We start from the raw sequence: 24,028 nt of genomic DNA, 5'->3' as shown, positions 1-24,028 counted from the left end.
CCTGATCAAATGACGATGTCGAAGGAGCTGAACATGCCGAAACGATCCTTCCTGATCCTGATCGCCGCGCTCGTCGCATCGCCGGCGGCAGCGCATATCACGCTGGAGACCAAGCAGGCGGCGGTCGGCTCCTACTACAAGGCCGTCTTCGCCGTGCCGCACGGCTGCAAGGGTTCACCGACGGTGAAGATCCGGGTGCAGATTCCGGAAGGCGTGATCGCGGTCAAGCCGATGCCGAAGGCGGGCTGGAGTGTCGACGTGGTCGAGGGCAAATACGCCAGCGAGTATGATTATCACGGCAACAAGCTCTCCTCCGGCGTCAAGGAAGTGGCCTGGTCCGGCGGCAAGCTGCCGGATCACAATTACGATGAGTTCGTCATGAGCAGTTTCCTCACGGGCAGCTTGAAGCCGAACACGACGCTGTATTTCCCCGTCGTCCAGGAATGCGAGACCGGTGTCAGCCGCTGGATCGAGATTCCCGCGGAGGGGGCAAAACATTCGCACGAGGGCAATTCGCCGGCGCCCGGCCTGAAGCTGTTGCCAAAGCCCTGATGCGCCTGCTCGCCGCGCTCGCGACGCTGCTTCTCGTCGTCGGCTTCGCGACCGGCGCCTCGGCGCATGCTGCGCTCGTCGCGGTCGAGCCGGCGAGCGGCAGCAGGCTCGCGAGCGCGCCGAAAGCGGTGGAGCTGCGCTTCAACGAGGCGGTGACGCCGGGGGCGATCCTGCTGATCGACGGCGCGGGCCGGACGCGGGACGATGCGCGCGTCAATGCATCGGGCGAGACCGTCTCGGTTGTGATGCCGCCGGACCTGCCGCAGGGAACGTCGGTGGTCAGCTATCGCGTGATCTCGCAGGACGGCCATCCCGTCTCGGGGTCCGTGATCTTCTCGATCGGCATGCCCACCGCGACGAGGCCTCCGGTCACGCGGGATGGCGGGCTGAGCGTCCTGATCTGGCTGGCGCGGCTCGGTCTCTATCTCGGGCTGTTTGTCGGCGTCGGCGGCGTTTTCTTTGCACGCTGGATCGCGTGGTCGATGATCGGAATGACCGTTCCGCGCGCGGCGCTCGGTATCGGAATTCCGGGCGCGACGGTGTCCCTTGGTGCGTTGGGCCTCGATCTCCTCGGGCTGCCGCCGGCGGCGCTGGCGACGGCAGCCCCCTGGAAGGTCGCGCTCGCGACCAGCGCCGGGCCCGCGCTGCTGGCTGCGATTGCTGCGATGCTGCTGGCATGGATGGCGCTGCGCAGCGCATGGTATGCGCGCGCGGTTGCGATCGTCGCGCTCGTTGGTGTCGGCCTGTCGCTCGCCATGACCGGGCACGCTGCAACGGCTCCGCCGGAGGCATTGACCCGGCCGGCGATCTTTCTCCACGGTCTCGGCGTCACGATCTGGATCGGCGCTCTCGCGCCGCTGGTCGCGCTGGTGTCGAAGCCGACGATCGCGACGCTCCCCGTCGTGAACCGGTTTTCCCGCATCGCTGCGCTGGCGGTCGGTGTGCTGGCGTTGACCGGCCTCGCACTCGCGATCGTCCAGCTCGAAAGACCGGCAGCGCTGGTCGAGACCCGCTACGGCCTTATCCTCTCGATCAAGCTCGTCTTGGTCACGGCATTGCTGGCGCTTGCCGCGCTCAATCGGTTCCGGCTGACTCCCAAGCTGGCGCGGGACGAGAAGGCGACGCCCACGCTCAAGCGCTCGATCGTGCTGGAAGGTGCGATAGCGCTCGCCATCCTTGCCGTCGTCGCCGGCTGGCGTTTCACGCCGCCGCCGCGGACGATAGTTCCCGAAACGCCGCTGGCGATCCACATCCACTCCGACAAGGCGATGTTCCAGGTCCTGGTCGCGCCGGGCAAAGCGGGCACCGACGATTTCGTGCTCCAGCTCATGACCGGTGAGGCGACGCCGCTGGCCGCCAAGGAGGTGACGCTGACCCTGAGCCTGCCGGAGCGCGGCATCGAGCCGATGGAGCGGGACGCCTCGCTCGGGCCGGACGGCTACTGGCATGTGCGCAAGGTCGAGCTGCCTTTCGCCGGCCGCTGGCATGTGCGGATCGATGCGCTGGTGACCGATTTCGAGAAGGTCACGCTCGAGGACGACCTCGAAGTGGCTCCGCCCTGAGGCGAACACGGTTCAAGTTGAACCTGAAGGCAACGGAAAAATGACAGGAATTTCCCCGCGTTAGCGGCTTTTCCTCATTCCCGGTCTTGTGTTTTCGCTCCCAATCCGGTTTCACTGCAAGCCCTCACTGATTCCTCGAGTATTGCCATGCGGTTGTCGCGGTTCTTTCTGCCCATTCTGAAGGAAAATCCGAAAGAGGCGGAGATCGTCTCGCATCGGCTGATGCTGCGCGCCGGCATGATCCGGCAGGAAGCGGCGGGCATCTATGCCTGGCTGCCGCTCGGCTTTCGCGTGCTGAAGAAGATCGAGCAGATCGTGCGCGAGGAGCAGGATCGCTCCGGTGCGCTGGAACTCCTGATGCCGACGCTCCAGCTCGCCGACCTCTGGCGCGAGAGCGGCCGCTACGATGCCTACGGGCCGGAAATGCTGCGCATCGCCGACCGCCACAAGCGCGAACTGCTGTACGGGCCGACCAACGAGGAAATGATCACCGAGATCTTCCGCGCCTATGTGAAGTCCTACAAGAACCTGCCGCTCAATCTCTATCATATCCAATGGAAATTCCGCGACGAGCAGCGTCCGCGTTTCGGCGTGATGCGCGGCCGCGAATTCCTGATGAAGGATGCCTATTCCTTCGACCTCAACGAAGCGGCGGCGCGCGTCGCCTACAACAAGATGTTCGTCGCGTACTTGCGCACCTTCGCGCGGATGGGGCTGAAGGCGATCCCGATGCGCGCCGAGACCGGCCCGATCGGCGGCGATCTCAGCCATGAGTTCATCGTGCTGGCCGAAACCGGCGAATCCGGCGTGTTCATCAATCGCGACGTGCTCGACCTGCCGGTGCCGGACGAGAACGTCGACTATAACGGCGACCTCACGCCGATCATCAAGCAGTGGACCTCGGTCTACGCCGCCACCGAAGACGTCCACGACGCCGCGCGCTTCGAGCAGGAAGTGCCCGAAGACAAGCGGGTGAACACCCGGGGTATCGAGGTCGGTCAGATCTTCTATTTCGGCACGAAGTATTCGGAGCCGATGAAGGCGATGGTGGCCGGGCCCGACGGTGTCGACGTTCCGATCCATGGCGGCTCCTACGGCGTCGGCGTCTCGCGCCTGCTCGGCGCCATCATCGAGGCCTGCCATGACGATGCCGGCATCAAATGGCCGGAAGCCGTGGCCCCGTTCCGGGTGTCTATCCTCAACCTCAAGCAGGGTGATGCCGCGGTCGACGCGGCCTGCGAGAAGCTTTATGCCGAGCTGACCGCAAAGGGCGTCGACGTGCTCTACGACGACACCGACCAGCGCGCCGGCGCCAAATTCGCCGCTGCCGACCTGATCGGCATCCCCTGGCAGATCATGATCGGGCCGAAGGGCCTGGCCGACGGCAAGGTCGAACTCAAGCGGCGGGCCGACGGCTCCCGCGAGAATCTGTCGCCCGCGGACGCAGTCGCCCGGCTGGCCGGCTGAATATTGTTCATCGCCCGATATCGCGGCCGCCAATCCGGCCACAATTGACCCCGAATCATGGGATTATCGAGCGATGGATGAAACCATGACCGAAACTGTTCAAACCGCGCCTTTCGCGCCATTCGAGTGGATGTTGTCGGCGCGCTATCTGCGCGCGCGCCGCAAGGAGGGATTCATCTCGGTCATCGCCGGGTTCTCGTTCCTCGGCATCATGCTGGGCGTGGCGACGCTGATCATCGTCATGGCCGTCATGAACGGCTTCCGGAAGGAGCTGCTCGACAAGATTTTGGGCCTGAACGGCCACATCCTTGTGCAGCCGCTGGAATCGCCGCTGACCGACTGGAAAGACGTCGCCGACCGGCTCAGCCAGGTCAAGGGCATCCGGCTTGCAGCTCCCGTGGTGGACGGCCAGGCGCTGGCCTCATCGCCATGGAATGCCTCGGGCGTGCTGGTGCGCGGCATCCGCTCCGACGATCTCAACAACCTCACCTCGATCGCCAAGAACATCAAGCAGGGCTCGCTCGAGGGCTTTGACGACGGGCAGGGCGTCGCGATCGGCCGGCGCCTCGCCGACCAGCTGTCGCTGCACGCCGGCGACAGCATCACGCTGGTGGCGCCGAAGGGCGCTGTCACGCCCATGGGCACGACGCCGCGCATCAAGCCCTACAAGATCGCCGCCGTGTTCGAGATCGGGATGTCCGAATACGATCTCGGCTTCGTGTTCATGCCGCTCGCCGAAGCGCAGGCCTATTTCAACCGCGCCAACGACGTCACCTCGATCGAGGTGTTCACCACCAATCCCGACCAGATCGTCGCCTTCCGCCAGGCGGTGACGGAGGCCGCGGGCCGGCCGGTGTTCCTGGTCGACTGGCGGCAGCGCAACTCGACCTTCTTCAACGCGCTCCAGGTCGAGCGCAATGTGATGTTCCTGATTCTGACCATGATCGTGCTGGTCGCCGCGTTGAACATCGTCTCCGGCCTGATCATGCTGGTGAAGGACAAGGGCAGCGACATTGCGATCCTGCGCACGATGGGCGCCTCGCAGGGCTCGATCATGCGCATCTTCCTGATCACGGGCGCCTCGATCGGCGTGGTCGGCACCTTGGTCGGCTTCATCGTCGGCCTCGTGATCTGCCTCAACATCGAGTCCATCAGGCAGTTCCTGTCCTGGCTCACCAGCACCGAGCTGTTCTCGCCGGAGCTGTACTTCCTGTCGAAGCTGCCCGCCGAGATCGACGTCGGCGAGACCACGGCCGTCGTCATCATGGCGCTGACGCTGTCGTTTCTTGCGACGCTGTACCCGTCCTGGCGCGCCGCGCGGCTCGATCCCGTCGAAGCGCTGCGGTACGAGTGAGGGGCTGATGGAGCAGCAGCATGGGGCTGAGGACGTACCGGTCATTTATCTCCACGAGATAAAGCGGCAGTATTTGCAGGGCGAGGTGCCGCTGACGATCCTCGATGGCGCCAAGCTGGCGCTGTGGGCGGGGCAGTCGGTCGCGCTGGTGGCGCCGTCGGGCTCGGGCAAGTCGACGCTGCTGCACATCGCAGGCCTGCTCGAGGCGCCGGATTCCGGCGAGGTCTATGTCAACGGCGCGCCGACCTCGCAACTGCCCGACGTCGAGCGCACCCAGCTTCGCCGCACCGACATCGGCTTCGTCTACCAGTCGCACCGGCTGCTGCCGGAGTTCTCGGCGCTGGAGAACGTGATGCTGCCGCAGATGATCCGCGGCCTGAAGAAGTCGGAGACGGTCAAGCGCGCCAAGGAGATCCTCGGCTATCTCGGCCTCGGCGACCGCATCACCCATCGCCCCGCCGAGCTGTCCGGCGGCGAGCAGCAGCGTGTCGCGATCGCGCGCGCGGTGGCCAATGCGCCGCGCGTGCTGTTTGCGGACGAGCCGACCGGCAATCTCGATCCGCACACGGCGGACCACGTGTTCCAGGCCTTGATGCAGCTGGTCAAGGCCACGCAGGTCTCGATGCTGATCGCGACCCACAACATGGAGCTCGCCGGCCGCATGGACCGCCGCGTGTCGCTGTCGAACGGCCAGGTGGTCGAGCTCGAATAACAAAACTTCGAAAACAACCCCATGCACAGTAGCCGGCCTCCGGCGGCCGTGACCGGGGTGACGCTTCCCAGCCCTTTGACTTATCGCGCAAACCCGCTGCGACGGCGCATCGCCGCAGCGGGCAGGCCAGCTACGGCCTGATCACCGTCAACCTGAACGGTCCGCCGTTGGCCGCGGCGTGCGCCACGGCCTCGTTGGCGTGGTCGAGGTCGAAGGCGGTGGCCTCGTACTCCTCCAGCCGCAGCAATCCTGATCGCACCAGGGCGATCAGGCGGCTTGCCGCATCGGGCGGGTACATCCAGACGCCGTGGATGCTGATGCAATTGCGCATGATCCAGGGGTAGGGCAGCTCGAGGCCCGCGCCGCCGGCCATGCCGACGCCGCCCATCAGCATGACGCGGCCATAGGCGCGCACCGTCATGACCGCGGCGCGGACCACGCTGGTGTTCACCGAGGGCGGCATGATGTCGAACACGCAGTCGATCGGCCCGGGCGCGGCGCGCTTCATCGCCTCGCGGTCGTCGTCCTCGTTGCCGGTGAGCCTGACCGGCTTCACGCGGCTGCCGAAGCGGCGGACGAGGTCGGCGAGGATCTTCTCGTTACGGCCCGGCGTCACCACGCAGGCCGCGCCCATGGCCAGCGCAACCGACACCGCCGCGCTGCCGAAATTGCCGGTAGCGCCGCTCACCAGCACGGTCTCGCCCGGCTGAAGGTTGGCGGCGAGGAAGCCGCCATAGGGCACCAGCAGCGTGCCCAGCGCGCACCATTGCGTGGCTTCCGCCGACGTGATCGCGCCCAGCCGCTTCACATTCTCGGTCGGCAGGCGCATCTGCTCGGCGAACGAGCCGTGGCGAAAATGCTGTTGCAGGCGCATGGCGCCGGCACCGGGGGCGGTGAGCCCTTGCAGGGCGATGTCGGGCGCCACGATGTCGTCGCGCGAGCGCACCGTCGGGTCGCAGAACACCCAGTCGCCGATGTTGAGCCTGGTCGCATCCGGGCCGATCGCGCGCACCCGGCCGATGCCGCCCGGGCCGGGGATGATCGGCAGGTCGAGCGCATAATTGCGTTCGCCGCTGAAAACCTCGTTCATGTAGGACAGAACGCGCGTGGCGACGACGTCGACGATGACTTCGCCAGTGCCGAGCACAGGGGCGGGGGCATTCTCGATCGCCAGCGGGGCTCCAAAGGATTTGAGTACGGCAGCTTTCATGTGGTCACCTCAGGGTCGGGTGAGGCTGATATGCGCCGCCCTTGAAGGGACAAGAAGGCCTGGTATTATCCTAGTATTCTCAAAGCCCTCCATCATGGGAACACGCCATGGCCGATCCGCGCCGCGTCGAATTCGGTGACTTCCTGAGGTCCCGCCGCGAAAAGCTGACACCGAAGACGGTCGGCCTTCCCGCCGGCCGCCGGCGGCGCACCGCGGGCTTGCGCCGCGAGGAGGTCGCCCAGCTCGCCGGGATCGGCGTCGACTGGTACATCCGCCTCGAGCAGGGCCGCACCGTCAGCCCCTCGGTCACCACCATCGACGCGCTGGCCCGCGCGCTGCGTCTGACCAAGACCGAGCATGCGCATCTGAAGGCACTGGCGCGTGACGGCGCGCGGGGCGCCTTCGTGCCGGAGATCGTGCCGTCGCCCATTCGGCGGATGATCCACAGCCTGAAGCAGCCGGCTTACGTCACGGGACGACGCTGGGACGTGCTGGCGTGGAACGAGGCCGCCGAGGAGGTCTTCGGCTTCGGGCAACTGCCCGAGCAGGACCGCAACACGCTGCTGCTGGTGCTGACCAACAAGCAGACGCGAAAATTCTACGGCGCCGGCTGGGCAGATGTGGCCAAGAGCATGGTCGCGATGTTTCGCGCCACCCACGACGTCTGGGCCGGCGATCCCGCCTTTGCCGAATTGCTGACGCGGCTGCGCCAGGGCAGTCCGGAATTCGTCAAATGGTGGGAGGCGCACGAGATCCGCAGCACGGCGTCCGGCCTCAAGACCATGAACCATCCGACCAAGGGCCTGCTCCGGTTCGAGCACACCAGCTTCCAGGCCAATGACGATCCCGCGCTGAAGCTCGTGATCTACACGCCGGTGTAGAAGCGAAGGCTCACGAGGGGGCCGATGCCTGCTCCGAGGGCCGGTCCCAGCGCTTCACAACCGCCTCTCAACTCATGTGACGCTCCAGGCCAGGGAACCCAAACGCTCTCATACAGTTAAGGGCAGGCAGGAATGGTCCTGCACTGCCTCGTCTGAACCTTGGGCAAGTTCGCCGTCCTCGACGCGATTCGTGCAAAGCGAAACAACGATATCGTCATTGCTTGTTGGAGAGAGTGAAGTGTCGGGGGCAGAGCGATGACGACAGCGACCGGGGTGAGCTCGGCCGATCGAAATGCCGTCCTGGCGGCGCTGGGCGACTACATTCGAGAGATCAACGATCCCGACGATCTCGCATATGCCGCAGCAGAGCTGCTTGGCCGCAGCCTGAATGTCAGCAGGGCCGGTTATGGCACCGTCGATACGACGGAGGAGACCATCACCATCGTCCGCGACTGGAACGCGCCGGGCATTTTGAGCCTGGCGGGCGTGCTGCATTTCCGCGATTACGGCAGCTACATCGAAGACCTGAAGCGGGGTGAGACCGTCATCTGTGCCGATGCGGAAAAAGACCCTCGCGTCGGCGAGCGCGCTCGGGCGCTCGAGGCGATATCTGCCCGCGCACTTGTCAACATGCCGATCTCGGAGCCCGACGGCGTCGTGGCTCTGCTCTATCTCAATCACGAGGCGCCGCGTGAGTGGAGTTCCGAAGAGCTGGATCTGATCCGGGAAGTCGCCGAACGCACGCGCACGGCCGTCGAACGTCGACGTGCAGAAATGGCGGTGCGAGAGAACGAAGCCCGGCTGCTGTTTCTGGACGTCCTCAACAAGGAGACCGCCAAGACCCGAGATGCAGACGGCGTATTGGCGGTGACAACCAGGATGCTTGGCGAGCATCTGGGCGTGTCGATTTGCGCCTATGCCGACATGGACGCCGACGAGGACGGCTTCACGATAAAAGGGGACTGGGCGGCACCCGGGGCGATCCACATCCTCGGGCATTACAAACTGGCCGATTTCGGTGAGAAGGCCGTCCGGGAGCTGGGCGCCGGCAGACCTCTGGTGATCAACGACAATCTGAAAGAGCTCGCCCCGGAAGAGGCGGCGACCTTCCAGAGAATCAGCATCGGTTCGACGATCTGCATGCCCTTCGTCAAAGAGGGGCGGCTCACGGCCCTGATGGCCATTCATCACCGGGGCCCACACCAGTGGACGCGGCGCGAACTCGCCTTGCTCACCGAGGTCACCGAACGATCGTGGGCGCACATCGAGCGCGCGCGGTCGGGCGAGGCTGCGCGGGAAGCCGCGGAGCGGTTAAGTCTTGCCAACCACGCGGCCGGGATCGGCACCTGGGATTACGACCCGGTCAACGGCATTCTGCGATGGGACGACCGCTGCAAGGCGCTGTTCGGCTTATCGCCGGATGCTGAGGTGAGCTACGAAGGGGCGTTTCTGAGGGGACTTCATCCGGAAGACAGGGAACGCGCCCATGAGGCCGTATCCAGAGCCCTGGCGCCGAATTCTCCCGCCTCCTACAACATCGAATACCGAACCATCGGCATCGAGGATGGTATCGAGCGATGGATTGCCGCCACCGGTGACGCTGTCTTTGCGAATGGCCAGGCCGTCCGATTCATCGGCACGGTCCTCGATATCACCGCAAAGAAGAAATCCGAGCGCCATCTTCGCATCCTGAACGATACGGGCGCTTCGGTTGCGCGCGAACGTGACCTCGAAAGGATCGTTCAGATCGTGACGGACGCCGGCGTTGAGTTGTCGGGCGCTCAGTTCGGTGCATTCTTCTACAACGTCCTGACGCCGGAGGGCGGCAGCTACATGCTCTATGCATTGTCCGGCGTGCCGCGATCCGCGTTCGAGCGCTTCCCGATGCCGCGCAACACCGCCGTCTTCGAGCCGACGTTCAAGGGGACGGGGGTGATGCGGTCCGAGGATATCCTGCAGGACCCCCGTTATGGCAAGAACGCTCCGCGCAAAGGCATGCCCGAAGGGCACCTGCCAGTCCGATCCTATCTGGCAGTTCCTGTGGTCTCGCCGACCGGTGAAGTCCTCGGCGGACTGTTCTTCGGCCACCCCGACACCGGCAAATTTCAAGCCGAGCATGAGAGTGCCTTGCTCGGCATCGCCGGGCACGCTGCGACCGCCATCGAAAATGCGCGTCTCGTCGCGCGGCTGCAGTCGCTCAATAGCGAGCTCGAGCGACGAGTTGCCGACGAGATCGCCGAACGCATGAAAACCGAAGAGCAACTCAGGCAAGCTCAAAAGATGGAAGCCGTAGGGCAATTGACCGGAGGTATTGCCCACGATTTCAACAATATGCTGGCCGTGGTCATTGGTGGTCTGAACCTCGCCCGGCGGCGGCTTGCCAAGGGGGAGGTCGATATCGACCGCTTCATCGACGCCGCCATTGACGGCGCGAACCGCGCGGCCACCCTGACCCAGAGGCTGCTGGCCTTCTCTCGCCAACAACCGCTTGCACCTGAGGTCGTGGACATCAACAGGATGGTCGGCGGGATGAGCGAACTGCTCGACCGTTCTCTTGGCGAGCTCATCAGCCTTGAAACGGTTCTGGCGGCCGGCCTCTGGCGCGTTCGAGCCGACCCCGCCCAACTGGAAAGCGCGGTTCTCAATCTCGCGGTCAATGCCCGGGACGCCATGCCAAGAGGTGGCCGGCTAACGATCGAGACCAGCAACGCCTCGATCGACCAGAAATATGCTCGCGAGTACACGTTGAAACCGGGGCAGTATGTTCTCATTGCCGTGACGGACAACGGCGTCGGGATACCGGGCGACGTGCTGGGCAGGGTGTTTGATCCGTTCTTCACAACGAAGGAGGTCGGTAAGGGCACCGGGCTTGGCCTCAGTCAGGTGTATGGTTTTGTGCGGCAGTCGGGCGGACACGTGAAGATCTATTCGGAGGTCGACGTCGGCACCACCGTCAAGATCTACCTTCCGCGCCTGGTCGGCGACGAGGACGTCTCGATCCCCTCGGAGGCCGCGACGCATCCCGGTGCCAGTCTCCAGAAGGAGACCATCCTCGTCGTGGAAGACGATGAGCGCGTCCGCAGCATCTCGTCGGAAAGCCTGCGGGATCTTGGCTACACCGTCATCGAAGCGGCGAGCGCGAAAGAAGCGATCCGGAAGATCGAGGATGGCCATGCTCCAGACCTCCTGTTTACGGATGTCGTGATGCCGGGCATGACCGGGGCCGACCTTGCGGCCGAGCTGTTGAAACGACAGCCAGAGCTGAAAGTACTGTTCACCACCGGCTATACGCGCAATGCGATCGTTCACAATGGCGTTCTCGATGCCGGCAAGCATCTGCTGCCCAAGCCGTTTGCGATCGAAGACCTCGCCGCCAAGGTCCGCAGTCTGCTCGACGAGATCTAGTCAATTTTCACAGCCGGTTGGCGACTGGCCGCCTCGACCTTTGCCCGAACGCCGGGCCTGACCTGAGTCATGGCGACGCCGGTGATCGCGAGCAGGCCGCCGGCAATCAACTTCGGGGTCACGCTGTCGCCGAGAAACAGCACGCTCGACATCAGGGCGAACACGGGAAGCAGCAGGCCGAACGGTGCGACGCGGGCCATCGAGCACCGGGCGATCAGCCAGAACCAGAGGCCAAACCCGACAATGCCGCCGATGAAGATCGTGTAGGCAAGCGCCAGCCAACCGCGTCCATCCGCGGTGGCGAGGCTCGCCGCCTGGCCGTATTCGAGCAGCAACGACATCAGCAGGACCTGCGGCACCGTGAGCAGCGACGACCACCCCATCAGCATCAGGGGATCGAAAGGCCCGTAGCGTTTCGTCAGGACGTTGGAGACTGCGAAGGCGAAAGCCGCCCCGACCACAAGCAGCAGCGGAAGCGGCGTTGCCGACAGGCCGGGCTCTGCCGCGAGCATGACCACGCCCGCGAACGCGAGCACCACGCCGGCGGACGTGGTGAGAGATGGCTTCTCCGCGAGCAGCGGCCAGGCCAGCAGGACGGTGAAGGGTGTGGCGAGCTGATAGGCGATCGCCGACATGCTTCCCGAACCGAGCCCGAGGCCGACGTAGAACAGCCCGAAGTTCAATCCACCGAGGAAAAGCGAAATGGCTGCAATCGGGCCGATCTGCTGACGCGCAGGCCTTTTGACGAAGGGAACGAGCAGCAGTGCGATGGCCAGGAAGCGCAGTGCGAGGAAGAACAGCGGCGGAAACTCCGTGACGCCCACCTTGATGGCCACGAACTGGTAACCCCAGAGCAAGGGAACGGCCACGGCGCAGACGATCTGGATCGCAGACATGGCATTGTTCCTTTCAGGACCGATCAGTCCAGATATGGACGCGCCGACGGCATGGTGCGTCTCCGGCGGCATTACCTCGTGAAACGGTCGAGCAGCGCGTCTGCAGTGGCTTGCGATGCGGTCCGTGCCGGCGCTGTCTTGCCGACCACGCGCAGCCCCTCGACGAAACAGACGAGAACTTTGGCGGCACTCGGCGGCTCGACGCCATCGGCCAGTTGGCCCGCCGTCTTCGCCCGGGACAGCGCATCCGCGACCCTGGTCTCCATCGCCTTGAAGAAGCCCGCCACGCGACGGCCGACCTCGGCATCCTGGCCCGCCAGCTCCATGGCGGTTGCCACCAGCAGACAGCCGCGCCGGCCATTGGCACCGCTGGTGCGGTCGACATAGCCGGCCAGGAAGGCCCGCAGGCCGTCAATCGGCGGTCTGGCGGCGGCGAGCTCGTTATCCATTCGCGCCACGGCATCGGCGATGTAGCGGTCGAGCGCACGCAGGAACAGCGAGTGCTTGTCACCGAACGCGGCGTAAAGGCTGCCGCGCGAGAGCTTGGTCGCACGAAGCAGGTCCGGCAGCGCCGTGGCGTGATAGCCGCGCGTCCAGAACACACCCATCGCGCGCTCGACGGCGGCATCCATGTCGAAGCTTCGGGGGCGGCCGCGGGGGGACGGCGCTGCGGTCTGACGGCTCATTGCTCATATATAGACCGATTGGTCCTTAAATCGCAAGGGATGGCTTTGCGGCGCGCGCGACGAAACTCAGGGCTGTCGCGGGGAAGAAAAAGTGTGGCGCCCGCGCTTACGGCGCCGGCACGGCGGGGGACGTCGGGCTGACGTTCGGCACCGTGGCCGGCCACGGGCTGATCGGGTTCAGCGTGGACAGGGCACAAGATGATTTGAGCCGCGTCCATGCCGACGCCAGGCCCGTCAGGTCGATGTCGAATCTCGTCGTGTTCGTCTTGTCGTCCTGTCCGGTCGTGGTCTGGCGGACATGCATGGCGCGGGACGCCAGTATCGCCTTGATCGTGTCGGGATCGATGCTGCCGCGCCAGAATTCGTACTTGCCGGACCGAATTGCAGACCCTCCGGTCTCATTGCCCGCCTCGGCATCCGCCGTCATCAGGATCATGCTCTTGCCGGCGGTTGCCTCGTCGATCTCGCCCGTGAACGTCAGCGGCACGCGCTTGTTGCTTTCGCAGGACAGGCGCCACTCCATCATGCGGAACGACGTGCCGCCGTTCTCCTGCTTCATCACCGCGAACTTGCGGACGAACGGACGTGCTTCCTTCTCCAGCTTCCACGTCGTTTCGGCCAGCGGCCGCGTGTCGATGCCGAAACGATAGAGCTCGGCCCGCGTCAGCATGTGCAGGTTTTCGAACTTCACGGTCCGGATCAGTTCATCAAGCTCGCGGCTGATCCCCATCGCCACGATGAACGCGGCGCGGTCGCGGTCGCCGCTGGCCATGCGGCGCCGCCGGGCCTCCGCGACCACCTCTGGAGGCGGACTGCCGCGGAACTTGAGGATCAGCCTGGAATTATGCACCGCCAGCGCCGCGTCGGGGGCGACCTCGCGGGAGGTCGCCCCGATAAACACGAAGCCGCAGGCCGAGTTGCACATCGCGTGATAGGTGGTGAGCTCGGCCTCGATTTCGCCGCCGGCGTTCTTCACCTTGAGGCAGGCCGCGTCGGTCTGCGTGCCCGCGGCACACGCCGTCACCATCGTCCGGCCGACCCGCGCGATGGCCTTGCGGCTGCGCAGCAGCCGTCCGATCTCGTAGGATGGATCGACGCTGCCGCCGGGCGAATACAGGTAGATCGGGCGCTGCGTGTCCTTGACGCCGGCGAGGAAGCGGCGAACGCGCGGCGCGGCGTCCCGGTCGATCTGGCCCTCGATGGCGATCCAGCGGTCGCAGCCCGGCCCGCACGCGTCGGGCGCTCCCTTGGCAAGATAGATGATCAGCGTGGAGGCAAATCCGGCTTTCTCGGCCGCAGTTCCTTCTGCGCGCAAAGCGCCGGGAAGCAAGAGGGAGGCAATGAGAAGCAGGATACGGGCGAGCATGAAGCGATCGACTACACGGTGCATACCGGTGCTGACGCTATACGACGATCGGCGCTTTCACAACTTGCGGTGGCACGTCGGTGCGTGTTTTATTTCGCCGACGTCCAGGCCGGCATGTTCGCTTTCGGGCAATTGCCGGAAGGGGCCATCGAGATTGCGCCAGCGCCGGGCTGCGCCCGCTCTCATTTGCAAGGCGCCTTCACAAGCGCTATGTCCGGCTGTTTCGGAAAGAGCGCTGACATGACGATCTCTGATGACAACGACCTCGCGCGCCTGCAAGAGATTGGCCGCATCGTCGCCAATACCCTGGAGGCGATGGGGAAGGCGCTCGAGCCGGGCATGACCACCGCCGAGCTCGACCAGATCGGGCGAAAACGTCTGGAAGCGGCCGGGGCCCGTTCGGCGCCGGAGCTGGCCTATGACTTTCCGGGGGCGACCTGCATCAGCGTGAACGAGGAGATCGCGCACGGCATTCCGGGCGAGCGGCGGATCGTGCGCGGCGATCTCGTCAACATCGACGTGTCGGCCGAGAAGAACGGCTTCTTTGCGGACACGGGCGCTTCGTTCGCCGTTCCACCCGTGACGCGTGCGATCGAACGCCTTTGCCGGGATGGCCGGCGGGCGATGTGGGCGGGCCTTCAGCAGGTCGGCGCCGGCAAACCGATTGCCGGCATCGGCAACGCCATCGGGACGTTTGCGCGGAAGAACGGCTACAGCCTGGTCAGGAATCTTGCCAGTCATGGTGTCGGCCGCTCGCTCCATGAGGAGCCGACGGAGATCGCGACATGGCCCGATCGCTCTGAACGCCGCGTGATGAGCGACGGCCTGGTGTTCACCGTCGAGCCGTTCCTGTCCATGGGCGCCGAGTGGGCACAGGATGGTGGCGATGATCCGTGGACGCTCTACAGCAGCCCCGAAGCGCCGACCGTTCAGTACGAGCACACCGTGATCGCGACCCGAAACGGGCCTTTGATCGTGACGCTGGCCGGTTGAGCCAGGGCCGGAGCCGGGACGTCAGGCGACCGTATCGCTGGCCTCAGCTGCACGGTTTCGATGATCCGGCGCCAGCGGTGGCGCGAGCGGAGCAGCGTCGCCTCGCGAGGTGATTTCGGCCCGAGCAGGTCCGGCGTCGCGCCAGGCGACGATCCAGATCAGGAAGCCGAGCAGTGCGAGCGCGGCGCCGACGGGACCGGTGGAGGTCCAGCCCAGCCCCTCGCGGATGGCGAGCCCGCCCAGGAACGGGCCGAGCGCGTTGGCGGTGTTGAACGCCGAATGGTTCAGCGCGGCGGCGAGGGCCTGCGCGTCGCCCGCAACGTCCATCAGCCGGGTCTGGAGGATGGCGCCGAGCGAGACGCTGGCGCCGATGGCGAAGACGTCGGCCGCAAGCAGCCAGGGATTGCCGGCGGCAAGTGGAAACAGCAAGAGCGCGACCGCGGCAAACAACAGGATGATGCCGGCCGTCGGCATCAAGGCCCGATCCGCAAAGCGCGGCACGAACAGATTGCCGAGCGTGGCGCCGACGCCAAATACGGCAAGGAAGAACGGGATCACCGCGGTGCTCACCCGGGTGACCTCGATCAAGGTCGTCGCGAGATAAGTATAGACGGCGAACATGCCGCCGAAGCCGATCGCACCGATCGCAAGCGTGATCCAGACGCGGCCGCTTCGAAGTGCGCCGAGCTCGCGCAGCGGATCGGATCGTCCGGCCTGATCCCGCGGTACGAACAACGCGCAGAGCAGCACCGTGAGCAGCGCCAGCACCGCGACCAGGCCAAAACTCGCGCGCCAGCCGACCGCCTGGCCGATCAGATTGGCCAGCGGCACGCCGATGATGGTGGCGCAGGTCAGGCCGAGCATGACCTGGCCGATTGCCTGCGAGCGACGATGTTGCGGAACGAGGGAGGCTGCGACCAAAGCGGCGATGCCGAAATAGGCGCCGTGCGGCAGTCCCGAGAGGAAGCGCGCTGCGATCATCCAGCCAAAGCCGGGTGCAAGCGCTGTGAGCGCATTGCCAAGCGCGAACACGGCCATCAGGACCAGCAGTTGCGTGCGCCGTGCGAAGCGCGCGCCAAGCACGGCGATCAGCGGCGCGCCCAGCACGACGCCGAGCGCGTAGGCGCTGATGGCGTGCCCCGCGGTCGGCTCGTCGATCTGGAGGTCGGCGGCGAAGAACGGCAGCAGGCTCATCGATGCGAATTCGGTGGTTCCGATCGCAAAGCCGCCCATCGCGAGCGAGATCAGGACGATGGCGAGGCGAGGGGGCGCCGAGGCTGTGTCTGAATTGGCGCGGGGCGTGGTCGCGTGAGGCGAGGTCGTCATGTGTCCTGCATTGATGGCGGCAACGGGAACCAGCCCGCGAACGTCGCCATCCCTGCAAGATTTGTCTGCCGTACTTAAACCCCGATCGGTCTGCGTCAACACCGGAGCTTCAATCCGCGGCGGCGCGCATATCAGCGTCCCGATTGCGCCAACGCTAATCGGCGCGCTGTGATCGGCGCGCGGGTCGCTTCGCCGCAAAATACGGGTTCGCAACACAGCTCGCCGAACGGCCGACGGCGAGAAATCTGCACTGCGCGAGCGAGGTGTAACGGCAATCGAAATAGCCGACCTGGCCGTAGATCTGCATGCAGACGGGATAGCTGGGATCGTAGGTCTGTGCGCGCGCCAACGCGCTTGCGAGCAGCAAGCCGATCACGCCGAGCGCGAGACCGATGCGGGGCATCTCAGCGCGGCAGGAAGTAGCCAGGGGAATAACCCGGCGCCTGCGCACGCGGACGATTCTGATAGGCGTAGGGATCATCGCTCTGTCCGGCGAAATACGGGTTCGCGATGCAGGTCAGCGCGCGTCCGGACGAACTCGCCCGACACTGTGCATAAGTGTCGAACGTGCAGTTGCTCAGCCCCGGCCATTCATCCCCGGTGAGACAGAAGGCGTGATGCGTGCCGAATGCGCGCGCCGGCGTGCTTGCGCCGAGCGACAGCGCAAATGTGGCAAGGGCGAGCGAAAGTGTGGCGACAATGGGGAGGGCGACCTGTTCACGCATCTTAAATCTCCAATCACACGATTGTGCGCGCGACGATGTTACGCGCGCACGCACCATATCTCGTGTAGTCGACATTGGAATTGCTGAAAACTCTTGTTTCAAAGGGTTTCCGGCGCGCTTCGCTAAATCTTCATTTACGAAGCGCGGTCCTTTGGAGTGCACTGTTGCGTCGAGGTTACAGCAATTCCGTCGATCGCTGTTATGACCAAGCCCACGGCCCGGGGGCCTACTGAAGAAACTGGAACGGGATTCAAATGAAGAAGAACTTGTTGCTTGCGGCTGTGAGCCTCGTCGCGCTCGGCGCGGCTGCACCGGCGCTGGCTGCTGATCTTGCGGCGCGTCCGTACACCAAGGCGCCTGCGATGGTCGCCACGATTTACGACTGGAGCGGCTTCTACATCGGCATCAACGGCGGCGGCGCATCGGCCCGCACGACCTGGGATCTGACGGGCGTGGGCCGCGAAGGCTCGCACGATGCGACCGGCGGCACGGTCGGTGGCCAGGTCGGCTATCGCTGGCAGTCCGGCCAGTGGGTGTTCGGCGTCGAAGGTCAGGGCAACTGGGCTGACTTCACCGGCGACAACACCAGCTCGCTGCTCGCCCAGCGCAACCGCACGAAGATCGATTCGTTCGGTCTGATCACCGGTCAGGTCGGTTACGCCTGGAACAACGTGCTCGTTTACGCCAAGGGCGGCGCGGCCGTCGTCGGCGTCAAGAACGAAGTCTTCAGCACGGCGACTGGCGGTCTGCTTGCCTCCAACAGCGACACCCGCTGGGGCGGTACGGTCGGCGCCGGCCTCGAATACGGCTTCGCGCCGAACTGGTCGGTGGGTGTGGAATACAACCACATCTTCCTGTCCGACAAGGACGTCACCTTCGCCGGTCTGAAGACCGACAGCATCAAGCAGGACGTCGACATGGGTCTCGTCCGCCTGAACTACAAGTTCGGCGGCCCGATCATCGGCCGTTACTGATACGGATCGCTTCGCAAGAAGCGGTCGTCGAAAAGCCCCGGCCTTGCGCCGGGGCTTTTTTATTGTGTGAAGTCAGTGAGTTAACCATTATTTTTCGAGATGGGCCGGATGGCTTGACTCCCGTGAACGAAATGAGAACAATGTTCTTCATACGTTCTGGTGATGGAGCAAGCCATGTTCAGGATTTTCGTGGAAGAAGCCGCCGCACTCGCCTCGATTTCGCTGTTCGTCGGGATGATCGCAATCTGGGCCCAGGTGATCCCGCAGCTCTAGACCTGCGGTTGGAAACCGATGCGCCTGAACCCCGATGGGGGCCTCGAAGTGCCCTTGGGGACCAGTGCCCTTGGGGAAAAGCGGGACGATGCGGCAGATCGGCCGCTCCGGCGTGGACTCTGGCGGCGCGACACCCCACCATTGTGAGGCGAGTCGGCCGGTCGAGTGCAGGATGCCTTGAGGAGCCGGCGACCGCTCCATCTCATCTGCAAGAGGCCGTCACGCGACCATGCCGAGCGCCGGATTTGTCCACCTTCACGTTCACTCGGCCTATTCGCTGCTCAAGGGCTCGATCAAGATCGCCAAGCTCGCCGAGCTTGCCAAGAAGGACCACCAGCCCGCGCTGGCGCTGACCGACACCGACAACATGTTCGGCGCGCTGGAGTTCTCCGACAAGATGGCGGGCTCCGGCATCCAGCCGATCGTCGGCTGCGAGCTCGCAATCGATTTCGGCGACCAGGATCCCAATGCGCGCAACGCGCTTCCGCCCTCCCGCGTGGTGCTGCTGGCGGCGCAGGAGCGCGGCTATCGCAGCCTGATGCGGCTGAACTCGCGCGCGTTCCTGGAGACGCCCGACACCCACGCCTCCCACATCAAGTTCGACTGGCTCGAGGGCGAGACCGAGGGCCTGATCCTGCTCACCGGCGGCCCGGACGGACCGATCTCGCTGGCGCTGGCCGCGGGCCACGCCGACATCGCGGCATTGCGCTGCGAGCGCCTGGCGAGCCTGTTCGGCGACCGGCTCTATGTCGAATTGCAGCGCCACAACATCGACAGGGAGCGGCGCGTCGAGAGCGGCTTGATCGACATCGCCTATTCAAAGGGCCTGCCGCTGGTTGCGACCAACGAGCCGTATTTCGCATCGACCGACGATTACGAGGCGCATGACGCGCTCTTGTGCATCGCCGGCGGCCGGCTGATCGCCGAGACCGATCGCGTGCAGCTGACGCCCGATCACCGCTTCAAGACCCGCGCCGAGATGGCGGTGCTGTTCGCCGACATTCCGGAGGCGCTGGCCTCGACGGTGGAGATCGCCGAGCGCTGCTCGTTCCGCCCGATGACGCGCAAGCCGATCCTGCCGTTCTTCACGGTCGGCGCCGCCGCCAGCTCCGATGCGGCCGCGGTCGAGTCGGCCGAATTGAAGCGCCAGGCGGAGGAGGGGCTCGCCAACCGTCTGCGCGTGCACGGCCTGTCGCAGGGCACCACGGAAGAAGACTACAACAAGCGCCTGGCGTTCGAGCTCGACGTCATCATGCGCATGAAGTACTCGGGCTACTTCCTGATCGTGTCCGACTTCATCAAATGGGCGAAGGGCCAGGGCATTCCGGTCGGGCCGGGCCGCGGCTCCGGCGCAGGCTCGCTGGTCGCCTGGGCGCTGACCATCACCGATCTCGACCCGATCAAGTTCGGCCTGCTGTTCGAGCGCTTCCTCAATCCCGAGCGCGTCTCGATGCCGGACTTCGACATCGACTTCTGCCAGGACCGCCGCGGCGAGGTGATCAAGTACGTCCAGGACCGCTACGGCCGCGACCAGGTCGCGCAGATCATCACCTTCGGTACGCTGCAGGCACGCGGCGTGCTGCGCGACGTCGGCCGCGTCCTGCAGATGCCCTACGGGCAGGTCGACAAGCTGACGAAACTGGTGCCGCAGAATCCGGCCGCGCCGGTGACGCTGGCCGCGGCGATCGAGAGCGAGCCGAAGCTCCAGGCGTTCCGCGACGAAGACCCGGTGGTGGCGCGCGCCTTCGACATCGCGCAGCGCCTCGAAGGCCTGACGCGGCACGCTTCGACCCACGCGGCCGGCATCGTGATCGGCGATCGCCCGCTCAGCGAACTGGTGCCGATGTACCGCGATCCGAAGTCGGACATGCCGGTGACCCAGTTCAACATGAAATGGGTCGAGCCGGCCGGCCTCGTCAAGTTCGACTTCCTCGGCCTGAAGACGCTGACCGTGCTCGACGTCGCCTGCAAGCTGCTCAAGCCGCGCGACATCCATGTCGATCTCGCGACGCTGCCGATCGACGATGCCGAGAGCTACCAGATGCTGGCACGCGGCGAGGTGGTCGGCGTGTTCCAGGTTGAAAGCCAGGGCATGCGACGCGCGCTGGTCGACATGCGGCCCGACCGTTTCGAGGACATCATCGCGCTGGTCGCGCTGTATCGCCCGGGCCCGATGGCGAACATCCCGACCTATTGCCTGCGCAAGCACGGCGACGAGGAGCCGGAATATCTGCACCCCGTGCTGGAGCCGATCCTGAAGGAGACCTTCGGCGTCATCATCTACCAGGAACAGGTGATGCAGATCGCGCAGGTGATGTCGGGCTATTCGCTCGGCGACGCCGACCTCTTGCGCCGCGCCATGGGCAAGAAGATCCGCGCCGAGATGGACAAGCAGCGCGACATCTTCGTCGCGGGCGCCGTGAAGAACGGCGTGCCGAAAGGGCAGGCCGAGACCATCTTCGAGCTGCTGGCCAAATTCGCCGACTACGGCTTCAACAAGAGCCACGCGGCGGCCTATGCGCTGGTGTCCTATCACACTGCCTACATGAAGGCGCATTACCCGGTCGAGTTCATCGCGGCGTCGATGACGCTCGATCTGAACAACACGGACAAGCTCTCCGAATTCCGCTCCGAGGCGCAGCGCCTCGGCATCAAGGTCGAGCCGCCGAACATCAACCGTTCGGGCGCGACCTTCGAGGTCGGCGAGAACACGATCTATTACGCGCTCGCAGCCCTCAAGGGTGTCGGTATCCAGGCCATCGACCAGATCATCGAGGAGCGCACGAAGCGCGGCCTGTTCACCTCGCTCGCCGACTTCGCCGCGCGGGTCAATCCGCGTGCGATCAACAAGCGCATCATCGAAAGCCTTGCCGCGGCCGGCGCCTTCGACACGTTGGACCCGAACCGGGCCCGTGTCTTCGCCGGCGCGGATGCCATCCTCGCCGCCTGCCAGCGCGCGCATCAGGCCGAGACCATCGGCCAGAACGACATGTTCGGCGGTTCTGCGGATGCGCCCAGCATCATGCTGCCGCAGATCGAGCCGTGGCTGCCGGCCGAAAAGCTTCGCCGCGAATACGACGCCGTCGGCTTCTTCCTGTCCGGACATCCGCTCGACGATTACGCCACGGTGCTCAAGCGCCTGCGGGTGCAGTCATGGGCCGAGTTCTCGCGCGCGGTGAAGACCGGCGCCACCGCCGGCAAGGTCGCGGCCACCGTGGTCTCGCGTATGGAGCGGCGCACCAAGACCGGCAACAAGATGGGCATCATGGGGCTCTCCGACCCCACCGGCCATTTCGAGGCCGTGCTGTTCTCCGAAGGCCTCGCGCAATATCGCGACGTGCTGGAGCCGGGCGCCGCCGTGCTGCTTCAGCTGGGTGCCGAACTCCAGGGCGAGGACGTGCGCGCGCGCGTGCTGCATGCCGAGCCGCTCGACGCCGCCGCGGCCAAGACGCAGAAGGGTCTGCGCATCTTCCTGCGCGACACCAAGCCGCTGGATTCGATCGCCAAGCGTCTCGCCGGACCCGAAGCGGCCGCGCCGAGCGGGGCGGCGCCAAAAGTCGGCAGTCCCGGCGTTGCGCCGCGCGGAAGCGGCGACGGCGAGGTCTCGCTGGTGATGATGCTCGACCTCGAGACCGAGGTGGAGATGAAGCTGCCCGGCCGCTTCAAGGTCTCGCCGCAGATCGCCGGCGCGATCAAGGCCGTTGCGGGCGTCGTCGACGTGCAGCAGCTTTAGAGCGCGATGAGATCTGGAAGAGCCGTCATCGTGCCTTGTATCGTCGTCGAAACGTGATCTTCGCGCAAAACGCATGCGAGAATTTGCGGCGGTTCTTGCGGGTCATGTGTGGTAGCCGATCTCGAATATATGCAGATGGACGCAGCTCCGCGCAGTCGTGAGCATGAGGTGAGCAATCGCTTCGGCGTTGCAACATGGCTGCGCGTTGCAGCAATCTTCAGTTGCATCAATCATTATTGGTGATTTCTTCACATCGGCGTACCTATCGTCGCGGCGGTTCCATTGATCCACTGACCCCGAGGAAACGTCACATGTGCGACAAGTGCTCTGACCCTCTGCATCAAGACATCGCGCCGTCGCGGCGCTCCGCGATGCTGTTTGGCGCCGCCGCGTTCGGCATGGCCATCGCCGGCGGAGCTTCCGCCGGCACGGCTTCGGCGAAGGAGGCCAAGCAGCCGCCAAAGCCGCAGAACGTGCTGTCGCCCGATGCTTCGTTGAAGCAACTGATGGAAGGCAACGCGCGCTACGTCTCGGGCGTGTCGCGCCGTCATGATTTCAAGCACGAGCGCGAGGCGCTGGTCGGCGGACAGAATCCGTTCGCGGCGGTGCTGAGCTGTGCCGACTCGCGCATCGCGCCGGAATACGCCTTCGACACCGGCCGCGGCGATCTCTTCGTCTGTCGCGTGGCCGGAAACTTTGCCGGCACCGAAACCGTCGCCAGCATGGAATATGCGGTCGCCGTGCTGAACACGCCGCTGATCCTCGTGCTCGGTCATGATGCCTGCGGCGCGGTCGATGCGACGCTGAAGGCGATCAAGGACAACAAGCCGCCGCCGGGACACATTCCCTCGCTGGTCGATGCAATCGCACCCGCCGCCAAGGCTGCGATGCAGCAGGGTGGGGACGTGCTCAACAATGCGATCCGTCAGAACGTCGTCGACAACATCGCCAAGCTGAAGACGGCCGCGCCGATCCTCAATGCGGCCCTGGAGCAGGGCAAGCTGAAGGTCGTCGGCGGCATCTACCGGCTGACGACGGGAACGGTCGACCTGATCGCCCAGGGCTGAGCGAGTCGGGAGAGCCCGCGCCGCAGCGCGGTCGTGAGCTTACGCGGGCCTGACGTGCAGGTTTGAGGTGGGACGGCGGCGCCATGCCGCCGCCTCAATCCGCGCTTTTCGTTCAAGGGCCATTCAGCCGGCCGCACGTCTCATGTACGGTGGCAGCTCAACAACGATAGCGGGCAAGCAAGCCATGCGTGGGACGCTCAAAGTTTTCATCTGCCTTCTCCTGCCGATCGTGGCGCTCGCCGCGGGCGCGCTCGCGCCGGCGCGCGCGCAGCAGCAGGAAAAGCGCATCGCGCTCGTGGTCGGCAACGGCGCTTACGCCAAGTCGCCGCTGGCGACGACCGCGAACGATGCCGGCCTGATCGCGCAGACGCTGCAGGCGGCGGGGTTCGACGTCGTCGGCGCGCGCGATCTCGACGGCGACACCCTACGCAAGAGTTTTCGCGACTTCATCCAGAAGGCGCAGGCCTCGGGCCCCGGCACGGTCGCGATGGTCTATCTTGCCGGCTACGGCGTGCAGCTTGCCGGCGAGAACTATTTCATTCCGGTCGATTCCAACATCAGCCGCGACACCGACATTCCGACCGAAGCCCTGCGCATCAGCGACTACGCTCGCCAGCTTGCGTCGATTCCGCTCAAGGCCAACATCGTCGTGCTCGACGCGGCCCGCGCGCAGCCCTTCATCGAGGGTGGCCAGCCGATCGCAAGCGGGCTCGCGCTGGTCGAGCCCGATCCGAACATGCTGATCGCATTCAATGCCGCGCCCGGCACGGTGGCGCCGGAGGAGCCGGGGCCCTACGGCATCTATGCGCAGTCGCTGGCCGAGATGATCCGCACCGGCGGGCTGCC

Annotated in this window: 19 protein-coding genes; 12 read left to right on the top strand and 7 right to left on the bottom strand. The window is 65.2% G+C overall.

Features of this window, described 5'->3' with window-relative positions; all coding sequences use genetic code 11:
• Positions 1-33 precede the first annotated feature (33 nt).
• From PMI42_RS04805 to PMI42_RS04785, 5 genes are all read left to right on the top strand, one after another.
• Complete coding sequence (locus PMI42_RS04805; RefSeq protein WP_008131068.1) at positions 34-552, top strand: YcnI family copper-binding membrane protein; 519 nt, start codon at positions 34-36, stop codon at positions 550-552.
• Positions 552-2,114 carry a copper resistance CopC/CopD family protein gene (locus PMI42_RS04800; protein WP_008131067.1) on the top strand — a complete coding sequence of 521 codons (1,563 nt, stop codon included), beginning with the start codon at positions 552-554 and terminating at the stop codon, positions 2,112-2,114. The genes PMI42_RS04805 and PMI42_RS04800 overlap by 1 nt, the downstream gene beginning before the upstream one ends.
• Before the next feature lie 147 nt (positions 2,115-2,261).
• Positions 2,262-3,581, top strand: coding sequence for a proline--tRNA ligase (proS, locus tag PMI42_RS04795; RefSeq protein ID WP_008131066.1), 1,320 nt, complete (start codon positions 2,262-2,264; stop codon positions 3,579-3,581).
• Between the two features lie 73 nt (positions 3,582-3,654).
• Positions 3,655-4,935 carry a lipoprotein-releasing ABC transporter permease subunit gene (locus tag PMI42_RS04790; protein ID WP_008131065.1) on the top strand — a complete coding sequence of 427 codons (1,281 nt, stop codon included), beginning with the start codon at positions 3,655-3,657 and terminating at the stop codon, positions 4,933-4,935.
• Positions 4,936-4,942: 7 nt separating this feature from the next.
• Positions 4,943-5,647 carry an ABC transporter ATP-binding protein gene (locus PMI42_RS04785; protein ID WP_008131064.1) on the top strand — a complete coding sequence of 235 codons (705 nt, stop codon included), beginning with the start codon at positions 4,943-4,945 and terminating at the stop codon, positions 5,645-5,647.
• 130 nt (positions 5,648-5,777) lie between these two features.
• On the opposite strand, the gene PMI42_RS04780 is transcribed toward PMI42_RS04785, so the two are convergent.
• Complete coding sequence (locus PMI42_RS04780; RefSeq protein ID WP_008131062.1) at positions 5,778-6,857, bottom strand: quinone oxidoreductase family protein; 1,080 nt, start codon at positions 6,855-6,857, stop codon at positions 5,778-5,780.
• A gap of 107 nt (positions 6,858-6,964) precedes the next feature.
• Here PMI42_RS04780 and PMI42_RS04775 point away from each other — a divergent pair, with 107 nt between their 5' ends.
• Positions 6,965-7,738: a helix-turn-helix transcriptional regulator gene (locus PMI42_RS04775; RefSeq protein WP_008131060.1), complete on the top strand. Its 774-nt coding sequence runs from the start codon at positions 6,965-6,967 to the stop codon at positions 7,736-7,738.
• 255 nt (positions 7,739-7,993) lie between these two features.
• Positions 7,994-11,143 carry a GAF domain-containing protein gene (locus PMI42_RS04770; protein ID WP_008131059.1) on the top strand — a complete coding sequence of 1,050 codons (3,150 nt, stop codon included), beginning with the start codon at positions 7,994-7,996 and terminating at the stop codon, positions 11,141-11,143.
• On the opposite strand, the gene PMI42_RS04765 is transcribed toward PMI42_RS04770, so the two are convergent.
• The 3 genes from PMI42_RS04765 to PMI42_RS04755 form a co-directional block, all read right to left on the bottom strand.
• Positions 11,140-12,039, bottom strand: a complete 900-nt coding sequence (locus PMI42_RS04765; RefSeq protein WP_008131058.1) for a DMT family transporter — start codon at positions 12,037-12,039, stop codon at positions 11,140-11,142. The genes PMI42_RS04770 and PMI42_RS04765 overlap by 4 nt on opposite strands.
• A 71-nt stretch (positions 12,040-12,110) precedes the next feature.
• Positions 12,111-12,671, bottom strand: a complete 561-nt coding sequence (locus PMI42_RS04760; protein ID WP_157195717.1) for a TetR/AcrR family transcriptional regulator — start codon at positions 12,669-12,671, stop codon at positions 12,111-12,113.
• A 160-nt stretch (positions 12,672-12,831) separates the two neighbouring features.
• A complete protein-coding gene (locus PMI42_RS04755) occupies positions 12,832-14,091 on the bottom strand; it encodes a hypothetical protein (protein WP_008131056.1) in 1,260 nt (419 codons plus the stop codon).
• Positions 14,092-14,331: 240 nt separating this feature from the next.
• On the opposite strand from PMI42_RS04755, the gene map reads away from it, so the two are divergent.
• A complete protein-coding gene (gene map, locus PMI42_RS04750; RefSeq protein ID WP_008131055.1) occupies positions 14,332-15,084 on the top strand; it encodes a type I methionyl aminopeptidase in 753 nt (250 codons plus the stop codon).
• A 21-nt stretch (positions 15,085-15,105) separates the two neighbouring features.
• Here the strand turns inward: map and PMI42_RS04745 are convergent, their stop codons facing one another.
• The 3 genes from PMI42_RS04745 to PMI42_RS04735 all read right to left on the bottom strand — a co-directional run bounded on the left by PMI42_RS04745 (position 15,106) and on the right by PMI42_RS04735 (position 17,135).
• Positions 15,106-16,410: an MFS transporter gene (locus tag PMI42_RS04745; RefSeq protein ID WP_008131053.1), complete on the bottom strand. Its 1,305-nt coding sequence runs from the start codon at positions 16,408-16,410 to the stop codon at positions 15,106-15,108.
• Between the two features lie 154 nt (positions 16,411-16,564).
• Positions 16,565-16,813, bottom strand: a complete 249-nt coding sequence (locus PMI42_RS04740) for a DUF3551 domain-containing protein (RefSeq protein WP_008131052.1) — start codon at positions 16,811-16,813, stop codon at positions 16,565-16,567.
• 1 nt (position 16,814) lies between these two features.
• Positions 16,815-17,135, bottom strand: a complete 321-nt coding sequence (locus PMI42_RS04735) for a DUF3551 domain-containing protein (RefSeq protein ID WP_008131051.1) — start codon at positions 17,133-17,135, stop codon at positions 16,815-16,817.
• A 254-nt stretch (positions 17,136-17,389) separates the two neighbouring features.
• On the opposite strand from PMI42_RS04735, the gene PMI42_RS04730 reads away from it, so the two are divergent.
• The 4 genes from PMI42_RS04730 to PMI42_RS04715 all read left to right on the top strand — a co-directional run.
• On the top strand, positions 17,390-18,109 hold the full coding sequence (locus PMI42_RS04730) for an outer membrane protein (RefSeq protein WP_008131049.1): 720 nt from the start codon (positions 17,390-17,392) through the stop codon (positions 18,107-18,109).
• Between the two features lie 502 nt (positions 18,110-18,611).
• Positions 18,612-22,115: a DNA polymerase III subunit alpha gene (gene dnaE / locus PMI42_RS04725; protein ID WP_008131047.1), complete on the top strand. Its 3,504-nt coding sequence runs from the start codon at positions 18,612-18,614 to the stop codon at positions 22,113-22,115.
• A 311-nt stretch (positions 22,116-22,426) separates the two neighbouring features.
• Positions 22,427-23,182 (top strand): carbonic anhydrase, encoded by a 756-nt coding sequence (locus tag PMI42_RS04720; RefSeq protein ID WP_008131046.1) that lies wholly within the window; start codon positions 22,427-22,429, stop codon positions 23,180-23,182.
• A gap of 184 nt (positions 23,183-23,366) precedes the next feature.
• Positions 23,367-24,028 (top strand): caspase family protein (locus PMI42_RS04715; protein ID WP_008131045.1); only part of this gene is annotated, 662 nt, incomplete at its 3' end.

This window comes from Bradyrhizobium sp. YR681 (genome assembly GCF_000282615.1).
Taxonomy (GTDB): domain Bacteria; phylum Pseudomonadota; class Alphaproteobacteria; order Rhizobiales; family Xanthobacteraceae; genus Bradyrhizobium.
This window is presented reverse-complemented; position numbering and strand designations above follow the sequence as displayed.